Source organism: Arthrobacter sp. MYb23, from assembly GCF_002979775.1.
Lineage (GTDB): Bacteria > Actinomycetota > Actinomycetes > Actinomycetales > Micrococcaceae > Arthrobacter.
This window is the reverse complement of the sequence record NZ_PCPR01000014.1, coordinates 44,103-55,744: the sequence shown is the minus strand read 5'-3', so window position 1 is coordinate 55,744 and position 11,642 is coordinate 44,103. Positions and strand designations below refer to the sequence as shown.

The 11,642-nt window shown below is 62.2% G+C and carries 8 protein-coding genes; 2 read left to right on the top strand and 6 right to left on the bottom strand.

The window, feature by feature from the left end:
- Position 1: 1 nt before the first annotated feature.
- From CQ020_RS14760 to CQ020_RS14740, 5 genes are all read right to left on the bottom strand, one after another.
- The gene (locus CQ020_RS14760; protein ID WP_105692538.1) at positions 2–1,849 is read right to left on the bottom strand and encodes a VCBS repeat-containing protein; all 1,848 of its coding nucleotides are present in this window, start codon (positions 1,847–1,849) and stop codon (positions 2–4) included.
- A gap of 50 nt (positions 1,850–1,899) precedes the next feature.
- The gene (locus CQ020_RS14755) at positions 1,900–3,138 is read right to left on the bottom strand and encodes a VCBS repeat-containing protein (protein ID WP_258141901.1); all 1,239 of its coding nucleotides are present in this window, start codon (positions 3,136–3,138) and stop codon (positions 1,900–1,902) included.
- Between the two features lie 297 nt (positions 3,139–3,435).
- The gene (locus CQ020_RS14750; protein WP_181151894.1) at positions 3,436–5,280 is read right to left on the bottom strand and encodes an FG-GAP-like repeat-containing protein; all 1,845 of its coding nucleotides are present in this window, start codon (positions 5,278–5,280) and stop codon (positions 3,436–3,438) included.
- Positions 5,281–5,313: 33 nt separating this feature from the next.
- The gene (locus CQ020_RS14745) at positions 5,314–6,462 is read right to left on the bottom strand and encodes a VCBS repeat-containing protein (RefSeq protein ID WP_105692536.1); all 1,149 of its coding nucleotides are present in this window, start codon (positions 6,460–6,462) and stop codon (positions 5,314–5,316) included.
- A gap of 51 nt (positions 6,463–6,513) precedes the next feature.
- Positions 6,514–7,641 (bottom strand): VCBS repeat-containing protein, encoded by a 1,128-nt coding sequence (locus CQ020_RS14740; protein ID WP_105692535.1) that lies wholly within the window; start codon positions 7,639–7,641, stop codon positions 6,514–6,516.
- Between the two features lie 203 nt (positions 7,642–7,844).
- Here CQ020_RS14740 and CQ020_RS14735 point away from each other — a divergent pair, with 203 nt between their 5' ends.
- Together CQ020_RS14735 and CQ020_RS14730 are read left to right on the top strand one after the other, a co-directional pair.
- Positions 7,845–8,453: a TetR/AcrR family transcriptional regulator gene (locus CQ020_RS14735; RefSeq protein ID WP_105692534.1), complete on the top strand. Its 609-nt coding sequence runs from the start codon at positions 7,845–7,847 to the stop codon at positions 8,451–8,453.
- A gap of 278 nt (positions 8,454–8,731) precedes the next feature.
- On the top strand, positions 8,732–9,922 hold the full coding sequence (locus CQ020_RS14730; protein ID WP_105692533.1) for an NADP-dependent malic enzyme: 1,191 nt from the start codon (positions 8,732–8,734) through the stop codon (positions 9,920–9,922).
- A gap of 99 nt (positions 9,923–10,021) precedes the next feature.
- On the opposite strand, the gene CQ020_RS14725 is transcribed toward CQ020_RS14730, so the two are convergent.
- Complete coding sequence (locus tag CQ020_RS14725) at positions 10,022–11,575, bottom strand: alkaline phosphatase family protein (RefSeq protein ID WP_258141900.1); 1,554 nt, start codon at positions 11,573–11,575, stop codon at positions 10,022–10,024.
- Positions 11,576–11,642 lie beyond the last annotated feature (67 nt).

Sequence of the window (11,642 nt, the reverse complement as noted above, 5' to 3'; positions counted from 1 at the left end):
CCTAGAACACCGCGGTGAAACCGCCCCAGCCCCAGCCGACGACGGCAGACCCCTTCCATCCTCCGGCCCCGTCGCCGTAGTACATGTGCATCCTGCCCGAATAGTCGATGCCATAAACATCCTGGTGTCCGTCTGCGTTGAAATCGCCAGCAGCTCCGATCCTGGACATCACCTGCCACCCATTTCCGATGACCTGGACTTGATCGATGCTGGAGCCATTCAGCCGGTAGCTGTAGAGCAGCCCGGAGGGAGTCCGCCCCATCACCTCCTCAACGCCGTCGCCGTTGAAGTCACCGGCAGGGAAGACCGTATTGAACATGTTCCACCCAGTTCCCACCGGGTGTCCTCCGTAGACCAAGCCACCACCGCTGTAGCTGGAGAAGTACCAAAGAGTTCCGTTGGCGTCGCGGCCGTAGATGCCGCTGTGACCGCCGTCGAGGTTGGTGCTGGTCGCGGCAAATATGCTGTTGAAGACGTTCCAGCCAGTGCCGATTTGCCTCTGCTGGAGCCAGCCGCCTTGGCCGTCTCCTGGATAGAGGAACAGGCGGCCCGCTGCATCCCTGGCCACCACATCGTTCTTGCCGTCGCGATCAAGATCTCCTGTCTTGATGATGGATGTCATGCCGGACCATCCCTGCCCGATCATGCGTGGTGCCTGCCATCCGCCCTGAGTCGATGTGGGATACATGCTCAGGAGGCCAGACTGGTCGCGGGTCAGAATATCCGTTGTTCCATCGCCATCGAACCCACTGGACCAGTGGGAATCCTTGATGTTTTCCTTCCATTGGCTGGTTACAAGCCGTAAAGTGTCCCAGCCGGAGGAAACAGTGACCTCTGCGGCGACGAAGTGATTAGGGTAGTTGTGCGCTTGGTCCTGCGGAGTCGGACGGTAAGTTGCTCCGCCTGGACGCTCCGCATAAGGAGGTCCCACCCAGCGGTATTTGACCACGGGGTTGGCCCCCGACGGAACAGGAACTTCGGCAAGGCTGAAGTCGGTACGGAGGATGGATCCAACTGCTCCTTCGCCCAACACCTTCGGGCGTCGTGGTTGAATAATGGGCCCCACCGCTTTTGAAACTATCTCTGTGGGCAGATATCCGCGCGCGTAGACCACTGCTCTGAAGGAAATCATTGAGCCAACGTCAAACGAAGAAAAGTCATATTCGTATGTCTTTCTTTCGTGATCCACGCCGTTACGCATCCACTGGTAGTCAGCACGGGACACGCTGCCCTGCCAAGTACCAAGATTGGCTCTCGCCCAGATTTCGGTTTCAGGTGCGCCCTCAACGAAGGCGGGGGTGATGTTGACATTCTGCTGGAGTCGCACGGCCGGGTTGATGACCTCAAAAGCAGCGTTTGGGAAGTCATCAGTCACTGCTTTATCCCCACTGTATTTCCTGGGGTCTATGGTGGTGTTTGAGCCGTCTGCGAAGTCCACGGAGGCTTGCCGAAGTGTGTACTTCCCTGTTGCGTCTATCTCGTTGACAGTCCGCACCACAGATCCGGATGCCTGGGGTTCTCCGCCGGCCGGCACACTCCAATGTAGGTACATCGCGGTGGCTTGTGATGGATCGAGCATCACGATAGTAAGACGAGTGGCCGGACGAGCCACCGTGAAGTTCAAGCGCATTTCGCCGGACACGGGAATCGGGGCAGCGGTTGCTGCTGCCAGAGTCAGGAAGCCAGGGTCCGGCGGCCAAACGTAAGAATTCACGGCGGCTGTTTGTGCCTGCGCCGATGATGCCTCAGCTGCCGGGCCCTGCTGTAGAAGACCGGCAAGCATGACCGTCAGGATTAATGCCAAAATACGCAGTTGGCGGGTCGGGAATCGCGCTGAATGGTTTGTCATGTCTGGATCTCCTGATGAGAAGCTACGTACAAACTCTGGAAAATCACGGTCTAGAACACTGCTGTCAGGCTGTTCCAACCCCATCCGACAACGGGGGAACCTTTCCAGCGGTAGCCGGAGATGCCGGAGTACGAGTAACCCGAGGTGTCGCCAAGGTACATTGTGAGCCGGCCACTGCCGTCTATTCCGTAGACGTCCGAATCCCCGTCGCCGTTGAAATCACCGGCCGTGCCCATGCGTGCCATTGATTCCCAGCCCCATCCAATAGAGCCGGAATAGCCGCCGGGCATGCCATATTCTTGGAACCACCCGTTTCGATTTGTGGTTCGCACCTCAAGGTTTCCCCAGAAGGAACGCGAGAGAACAACAAGGTCTGACGTACCCAAGAAATGCCCGGCTCCGACTGCCTCGTAGCGTTCCCAGCCTGGTCCAATCAGCGTCGGTGCAAGCCACCCGCCTCCACCATTTCCTGGGTAAAGGAAGAGGTTGCCGGCGTTGTCCTTGGCGAGAATGTCATTGGTGCCGTCTCCATTGAAGTCCCCCGGGGCGATGAGACTCGTGAAGCTTTGCCAGCCCTGACCTATTTGCAAGGCACTCTTCCAGCCTCCGGAACCGTTGCCTTGGTAGATGAAGAGCCGTCCCTGACCATCGCGGGCAAGTACATCAACAGTGCCGTCTCCATCAAAGTCTCCGGGGGAAACCAACAGGCTGAAGCTGTTCCATCCCCAGCCGATGACCTGTGTCGCTTGCCAATTGCCCCGCCCGTCAGTGGGGTAGAGCAACAACCGGCCGGAGGAATCACGGGCGAAGATATCCAGGGTGCCGTCTCCGTTGAATCCACGGGCACGGGGAGCTGCGGCCACCCGGAGAGGATGGGCAGCCTGGACTGTTCCCACTGATTCGGGGTCGTAGACGGCGGTCACTGATGCACCGACAACGCGTCCCAAGTCCGCGGACGTCGCACGGTAGGTTGGACCCGTCGCCCCTGGGATCACCAAACCGTCGCGGGTCCAGGTGAACGAAACTGAAGCAGACCCACCCTCCGGTGAGACGTGGGCGAACGTATTCGAGACATCCACTTTCAGAAGGCCGCCGACGGTTGGATCACCACCGAGCTGCAGGGTTCCGCTGAGATACACGTAACGGCTCGGAACAGCAGCAGTTGGCGTCGCAGCGCCAGCCGGCAAGGTCGGGGCCAACAGGAGCCCTGAAAGCAAGGACGTGGTGATGAGTGAATACAAACGCCGCCGCTTGCGCGCAGCGGCAGGTATAGGAGTAGTGGTCTCCAAGGGATTCCTCCAGAAAAGGGGTTGCCCGACCGGCAACCAAAAATGAACGAGGGATTACTCAGCGGACGCTGCACGAAGCGGCAGGATAGTACCCGGGGCATGCGGTCGAGCAGTCCTTGACAGTGGCGCGCTCGACGCCGGGAAGTGCCCCAAAATGTTCCCCCAATTCAAGGCGGTCAGAGACGCCCGCCCACTGTGATTGAAATGAGAGTACATTGCCGAAACCCAAGTCTGGGAATTTCCTGGCAATTTTTTCTGAACAAGACAAGTCAAGCGGGAAATGCAACCGAAATCGTCTTAGAACACGGCCGTGAACCCGCCCCAGCCCCAGCCGACAACGCCCGCGCCTTTCCATCCGCCGCTGCCATTGCCGTAGTACATATTCAACTGGGCGGCGGAGTCGATGGCCCAGACGTCGTTGATGCCGTCGCCATTGAAGTCGCCTGCGCCGCCGATCCTGGACATCACGTTCCACCCGGTCCCGATGCCCCTGGCAGTGGTCCAGCCGCCCTGGCCGTTGCCGCCGTAGAGCCGGAGGTTTCCGGCATCGTCGCGGCCCATGACATCGGGGTTGCCGTCGCCGTCGAAATCGCCGGGGGAGAAGACTTGGCTAAGGGCAGCCCAGCCTTGGCCAACCGCGCCGGGGGAGCGGAAACCACCCGCACCGTTGCCGGGGTATAGCACCAGGGCGCCGGAGGGAGTCCGGGCCAGGAGGTCGTTGTTGCCGTCCCCTGAAAAGTCACCAGCAGCAAAGACCGAGTTGAAAATGTCCCAGCCCCAGCCGATCTCAGCGCGGGGCAGCCAGCCTCCGGTCCCATTGCCCGGATAGAGGAAAAGGGTGCCGGCATCGTCCCGGGCGATGACATCGTTATTGCCGTCGCCGTTGAAGTCACCGGCGGAAAATACCAGGTCAAAGACATCCCAGCCGTAGCCGATCGTCCTTGCTGCCTGCCATCTGCCGGCGCCGTCAGTCGGGTACAAAAGAAGGTTCGCCGACGCATTCCGAGCGAACAGGTCCAAGGAGGTACCGGCGTCGAATCCTGCTGTGTGGGCCTTGTTCCGCACAACTGTGCGCCCGTACACCGTAAACGGCCGCGTGGCTGTGGCCGGGTCGCCGGCCTGGACAACCGCACGGAAGCCGACGACGGCGCCACGGTCCGCCGCGGCCAGTGTGTAGTTTTTGGCGGTGGCACCGCTGATCACAGTTCCGTTCCGCACCCATTCGTACCTGATGCTGACGGCGCCACCAGGTGTTCCCGTAGCAACGCTGCCCTCGTTGAAAACGCCTGTGAGCTGTTCACCGACGGTCAGCTTGCCTTGAAGCGTGGGGGCGGTGGCTGTGATGGTCGATGTGGGTGTGAGCGGCAGCGATGATGACGACACGGCTCGGTACCCTGCCCGAGTGGCGGTGACGCGGGCTGACAGAGTCTGGTCCAGGTCGGCTTCGGCTACCCGGTAGGTGTTGAGGGTGGCACCCGGGATTGGCTGGCCGTTCCTGAGCCACTGATATGCGAAGCCAGTGGGCGGGTAAGTCCAAGCGCCGTTGTCCGTCGTCAGGACTTGGTCATAGCGCGCTACGCCTGTGACGGTTGGCGGAGTGGTGTTGGGGTTGTCCACCAGCGGGAAGTTCGGGTTGTTGACGGCGAAGTCCACTGCGTCAAGGGCCCCGGGGCGCTGCGTTGGAGCTTCAAGGCCTTGGGAGAGGAAAAGGACGTTGCCATCGCGGCCATAGCGAACGGAACCGTTCCCGGACGTTAAGACGATGTCAACGCTGAGCAGCTTGTAGCGTCCTGTTCGCGTAAAAGCGCTTCCGTTGACGGGAACGTTGGCTTGGGCGCTGTAGGGCCCGGGCGCTTGGCTGGTGGGCCCGTAAAGTGTTGCCTGCTCCAGCGTGTCCTCATTGATGTAGGTGAAACCTACTTGCTGGGCGGGCCCGCTGAGGGTGAAGGACAACGAGATGGTGTTCCCAGGCACCACTGTGGCCGGAGAAGTCCGCGACACCACAGTGGGCAAGGGCACCTCCGGGCCTGCAGCCATGGCCCGCGGGGGAGGAACTGTGATCGCGAGGGCGGCGCACAAAAGAGTGGCCATAAGGATGCGAAAACTTGTCCTTGCGTAACGCATTCCAGAAAGCGTTGTCATGGTTTCCCCCATTCTTTAGAACACGACGTTTCTTTAGAACACCGCGTTGAACCCGCCCCAGCCCCAACCGACGGGGGCGGCGCCGTTCCATCCGCCGTCGCCATCGCCGTAATACGCCAGCAGCTGGCCAGAGCCATCCACCGCGTATATGTCTGCGTTGCCGTTGCCGTCAATGTCGCCCGCAGCGCCGATGGCGGTCATTCCACCCCAACCTTGGCCGACGACGGCAGTCCCGGACCAGCCACCCGCACCGTTGCCGCTGTAGAGCCGCAGGGCCCCGGAAGTATCGCGTGCCAAGAGGTCCACGTGGTTGTCACCGTTGAAATCGCCGGGGGTGATGATCTTGTTGGCAACATCCCACCCGGTGCCTACCAGCGACCGGTTGAGCCAGCCTCCTAGACCATTACCGGGGTAGAGGTACAGGCGGCCACCGGCGTCCCGGGCAAGGATGTCGTTGTGGCCATCTCCGTCGAAGTCGCCGGGGGAGACGATGGTGTTGAAGGCGTTCCAGCCGCTGCCAATCTGTCTAGCCGCGTAGAAACCGCCGTTGCCGTTGCCTGCGTAGAGGAAAAGGTTCCCGGCCGCGTCCTTGGCCAAGATGTCGTTGGTGCCATCGGAGGTGAAGTCGCCGGGGGAGAGTACGGTGCTGAATCCGTTCCAACCGGGGCCGACAGTCCGGGGGGACTCCCAGGCATCGGACAAGCGAGGGTACAGCATGAGAGTGCCGTCGGAGCGGCGCGCAAGCAGCTCGAAGTTGCCACGCCCCGTGAATCCGTTGGCCCTGTTGGAGGCTGAGATCGGGGCGGTTTCTTCACTGCTGACTTCCAGCGGCTCGCACCCGTTTTGGCTTGCTTGGACGTGGGCAGCGATGGTCTTGCCGCGATCCGATTCATCGAGCTCGTAAGTCCACCAAGCCCAATGGTCGTTGGCCCGAACGCCATCCCGCGTCCAATAGATGCTGTAGTCCGGGCCGGCAGCGGCGCCACAGCCACGGTAGGAAGCAGGATCTATCTCAAGCGTGAGTGTTGAGCCGACAAAGGGCGCTCCGTGAACCACGGGATCCGAGGGGTCCATGGTGGCCATGGCAGGCGCGGGCGCGAAGGCGATTGCAGCGACCACGGCTGCTGCAATGCCCGCCACCACTCGACGCGCACCCGACGTAGGGCGTGATGAAGCAAACATTGTGTCCTCCCCAGACTTTATGGGGTTAATGGTACCGCGACTGAGATCTTCCTAGAAGATTGCTGTGAACAATCCGAAGCCGGCTCCTACGGCCTCGGAGCCCTTCCATCCCGTCCTGCCGTCGCTGTAGTAGGCAAGCAGGCGGCCCTGCTGATCCACTCCGTAAACATCGGGGAAGCCATCACCGTTGAAGTCGCCGGCACCGCCTACGAACTTGAGCGCGTTCCATCCGACGCCGATCATCCAGGACCGCGACCAGCCGCCGGCGCCGTTGCCGCCGTAGAAGTACAGGTACCCGCTACGGTCCCGCGCCAGGATGTCCACATTGCCGTCGCCATTGAAGTCGCCGGGCGTCACTATGGAGTCCATGACGTTCCAGCCAGTCCCGACGGCGGTTCGCGCCAACCAGCCCCCGGCACCATTTCCCGGGTAGAGATAGAGGGCGCCGCCGGGTTCGCGGGCGAGGACGTCGTTGTAGCCGTCGCCGTTGAAGTCCCCGGGGCTGACGATCGAGTCGAAAATGTTCCAGCCCTTGCCGATGCTCTGCGCCGGTTTCCAGCCCCCTGTTCCGTCCCCCGCGTAGAGGTATAAGGTTCCGGCGGTATCCCTTGCGATCACATCGCCCTTGCCGTCACCGTTGAAGTCTCCCGGCGAGAGGACCAGATTGAAGATGCTCCAGCCCCACCCGACGGTCCGGGCCGCGTCCCAGGCGCCCCCACTTCGCCCGTAGAGCACCAGCGAGCCATCATTGGCCCGGGTCAGGAGTTCAAAGCTGCGTCCGGTGAAACCTGCCGCCCTGTTCGCGGCAGCCACGGGCTTGGTTTCGTTGCTGTGCAGCGATTCCCCGCCGCAGGCCGTGGTGCTGGCGGTGACGTGCGCGGCCATGCGGGCGCCGGTGTCATCCTGCTCCAGCGTGTAGCTACGTGTTGTTTCCCCGGCTACGAGGAAGCCGTCCCTGGTCCAGTAGACCGTGAAGTCGGGGCCTTTACCGCCCCCGCAGCCGTAGAAGGTGTACGGGCCGATGTCCGTGGTCAACGTCTTACCCACAAAAGCTTCACCGTTCACCACGGGGTCCGGCCCGTTGCTGGGCGCGGCCGACGCCGGCAGCGGACCAAGTGCCATGGCCGCCACGGTGGCGGTCAGCAGCGCCGCTGCAATCCGACGTCGTAATGTCCCCATGCGTATTCCTCCCGAGTGGCTTCCAAACCTGCATGAAGTGTATGTCTGCAGGGGCGGATAGACGGGAAAGGCATGGCTTGTGGACGCAAGGTGAGCTCTCAGGAAACGGTCATTTTGCTCCCGTATCATTGATGCGATCGGCCAGCCGCGGTCTTTGACCCCGCCGGCCGCTTCCTTGTCAGCCTGCCAAGAGATCGCCGGAAATGCCCGTATCAAACTCACTGGAACCGTACTCCCTTGACCTGACCACGGGGTTGCCCCGTATGGCTGCCGCGCCCACCACTCCGCGGCAGCAGCTGCGCTATGCCCGCATTCTGAAAACGGCAGAGGGGTTTGCCCAGCGGCAGTTCGATACCTTGAGCCTTTCTGACGTCGCTGCCCGGGCCGATATCCCGCTCGGCACGCTCTACCGCTACTTTCCCTCAACAGCCCACCTGATGCTGGCCGTCTACAGGCAACAGTTGCGGGAACTCCGCGACGGCGTCCGGCTGAGGGAAGGTAAAGGCCACGCCCTCGCGGGTTTGATGATGGAGATCTTCCACCTGCGGGTCATGCAGCCGGGTGTGGAGCACTGCCTCATCCGCCCTGCGGGCAAGGACGATGACACAGCGCAGCTGCTGCGCGAGATTGACGCCCTGTCCGAGGAAGTAGTGGGTTCGTTGAGTAAGGACCCGGGAAAGGACACCGTCAGGGCCCGCATCCTCCTGCACCTGGTGAGCGGGCTGGTGCAGGCTGTCCGCTGCCGCAGGTTGTCCTTGTTTGAGGCGGAGAAGGATCTGAAGAAAGCGTGCACACTGCTCACTGGGGAGTAACAATCCTCTGCTGGTCTAGACCGGCAAGGCCTCAGAACACGGTTTTTGCCATGACGCGGATCACACTTTGGCTTGGTTGAACGTTTTACTCTCGAATCGTCTCTCTTGGTATTGAATCTTGTACCCTCGGCGCTTCCCTAGGCTGGAAACACCGAAGCGGCTAGCAGCCCCCTATCTGCAGAAGCAATGCCGGACCAGTCACCCTTGGCCCGCACCAGCAGTTCTGTTCCTGCCCGAATCATGCCGTGGGTCCACGGCTAGCCTGAGGAGACAAAGACGTGTCCATTGAGACAATTGCAACTGATAACGAAGCCTTGGTACTGAGCGAAGAAGAGATCTTCGCAGCCCACGAAGGCGGCAAGCTGACCATTTCCAGCACCGTTCCGCTCAACAACAAGCGTGACCTTTCCATCGCGTACACCCCGGGCGTTGCCCAGGTCAGCCGTGCGATCCACGCCAACCCCGAGCTTGCCCGCACCCACACCTGGGCTGAACGCCTTGTTGTTGTGGTCAGCGATGGCACCGCCGTTCTGGGTCTGGGCAACATCGGCCCCAGTGCTTCCTTGCCCGTCATGGAGGGCAAGTCTGCACTCTTCAAGTCCTTCGGCGATCTCGACTCCATCCCACTGGTCCTCAACACCACCAACGTGGACGAGATCATCGAGACCCTGGTCCGCCTCCGCCCGAGCTTCGGCGCCGTAAACCTCGAGGACATTTCGGCTCCGCGCTGCTTCGAACTCGAAGAGCGCCTCATTGAAGCCCTCGATTGCCCGGTCATGCACGACGACCAGCACGGCACCGCCGTAGTGGTTCTTGCCGCCCTGACCAACGCCGCCAAGGTGACCCAGCGCGAACTCGCCGGCCTCAAGGTTGTTGTTTCCGGCGCAGGTGCCGCTGGCATCGCCATTGCCGAGATTCTTCTCGCTGTTGGCATCAAGGACGTCATCCTGCTCGACTCCAAGGGCGTGGTCAACGCGGACCGTGCAGATCTCGTGGCCGATCCCGGCAGCGTCAAAGCCCGCATGGCCCAGCGCACCAACCCCCGCGGCATCAGCGGCGGTCCGGGTGAAGGACTGACCGGCGCCGACGTCTTTGTGGGTGTCTCCTCTTCCAAGCTGGCTGAAGAACACCTGAAGCTCATGAACGATCAGTCGATCGTGTTCGCCCTGTCCAACCCGGACCCGGAAGTTCTGCCCGAGGTCGCCCAGAAGTACGCAGCCGTTGTTGCCACCGGCCGCAGCGACTTCCCCAACCAGATCAACAACGTGCTGGCCTTCCCCGGCATCTTCCGCGGCGCACTCGATGCCAAGGCCCGCCGCATCACGCCCGCCATGAAGATCGCCGCTGCCAACGCCATCGCTGAACTGGCCGCAGAAGACCTCTCCGCGGATTACATCGTGCCGAGCCCGCTGGACGCCCGAGTAGCCCCGGCCGTCACCGCGGCAGTTGCTGCAGCGGTGACAGAGTAGTCATCACCGAGTAGCGGTTACTAACGCAAGACCGACGACGGCGACGCCTCCCGTGCTGGGGAGCGTCGCCGTCGTTCTTTGCTTAAGGCGCGTAACGCGTTAGCGGGCCAGCGTTACCTGGTCCACCGTCCAGAAGGCGCTGTTGGTTCCGGTGTAGCGGAAGCTGACTTTTGCCTTCTTTGCGCCCTGGGGGACTTCCAGGGCCAGGTTTTCGAAACCGTTGAAGTTGGCGGTGTAGGACTTCACCAGCTGCGGTGCCCCGCCGTCGTAGCTGACCAGGACTTCGCCGCTTTGGGGTCCGTCGATCCTGTAGTTGGAGGCGAAGGAGAGCGTTGCGGCCTTGCCGCCCTTTACCTTGAACTCGGGGCTGATGAGGGTGGAGTCGAACTGGCCGGCGGCGTGCGACTTGTCATCCCATTCGTCCGAGTCGGCCACGGCGAAGACGTTGCGGTTGCGCACGGATGTTTCGCGGCCCTGGTTGCGGTCCACGTTGGTCCAGAACTCGTCCGTCGCGAACGACCAGCCACGCCATTCGGTCACGCCTCCAGCGGGCATGGCCGAGTTGTCGATGGTCCATCCTTCGGGTGTGGTGCTGGTCCAGCCCTTCACGTCGGCGGCTGGGGCGGTCTCGTCTATGCGGGACTGCAGGCTGTCGCGGAGGGAATCGAACGCGTCCGGTGCAATATCTGAGAGTGCCTGTCCGTCGAGGTTCCAAGCTGCCTCGGCCTTGACGCCTTCGTGTTTGAGCACGGTGGGGGCGATGTCAGTGATCTTGACGTCGTTGCGGACGCTGCCCGGCTCGATGCCCTTGCCTTGGGCGATCACGAAGGTCTGGCGCTCGGCAGGGGTGTTGCCGCCGTGACCGCCGGTGGGGGTGTGGCCGTGGTCGGCAGTGAGGACCACCAGCCAATCCTCGGATTTATAGCTTGGGCGGTTCTTCACCGCGTTCAGAATCTCCCCTACTTGGCCGTCCGCCTTGCGGAGCGCGGCAAGGTACTCCTCCCGCTCCGTGCCGTAGGAGTGGCCGGCGCCGTCCACTTCGTCCAGGTGGATGAACGTGCTGTCCGGGTTCCCCTTGGCCAGGTAATCCACGGCCTTGGCCGTGGTGCCGGCGTCGTTGCCTCCGGCGATTCTCAGGTCAACGTTTGCTCCGAACACCTTTTCGGGGATGGGCGCCCACGTGCCCACCACCAGCGTGGAGGCGTTGGGCCGGGCTGTTTCTAGGCGGCTCAGGTAGTCGGGGTACTGGCCGTAGTTGGGAGCCGTGAAGTTGTTGTCCACCACGTTGTGCTTGTCCGGCCACACACCCGTAGCGATGCTCGACCACCCTGCGCCGGAAACGGTCGGTGCCATCGGGCTGGCGAACAGGTTGCTCTTGGCGGTCATGCCGCTGTCCATCACGCCTTGCACGTTGGGCATGCCGGCAGCGCCGAATTTGGCGATCGCTGCACCATCGATGCCGATCACCAGGGTCTTCTTGCGCTTGGTTCCATCGGGAAGGCCCACGTAGGACGCTGTGGCCGGACGGCTGGCTGCATCAGACGGGCTGGGTTCTGCGGGTGCCGCAATCGCGGCTGAGGGAAGTACGACGGCGGCTGCGAGCGTCAGCGCGGCCGTTGCCAATGCGCTGCGGAAAGGACGGGCGTTGTCCAAGGGTATCTCCAAGTTCGGGTCCGGTGGGGAGCCGTTGGCACGGTGCGTGCCGACGGCCTGACTCCTC

Coding starts and splice junctions, on each gene's coding strand:
- CQ020_RS14760 (WP_105692538.1), bottom strand. CDS start 1,849: ATGACAAACCATTCAGCGCGATTCCCGACCCGCCAACTGCGTATTTTG.
- CQ020_RS14750 (WP_181151894.1), bottom strand. CDS start 5,280: ATGACAACGCTTTCTGGAATGCGTTACGCAAGGACAAGTTTTCGCATC.
- CQ020_RS14745 (WP_105692536.1), bottom strand. CDS start 6,462: ATGTTTGCTTCATCACGCCCTACGTCGGGTGCGCGTCGAGTGGTGGCG.
- CQ020_RS14740 (WP_105692535.1), bottom strand. CDS start 7,641: ATGGGGACATTACGACGTCGGATTGCAGCGGCGCTGCTGACCGCCACC.
- CQ020_RS14735 (WP_105692534.1), top strand. CDS start 7,845: ATGCCCGTATCAAACTCACTGGAACCGTACTCCCTTGACCTGACCACG.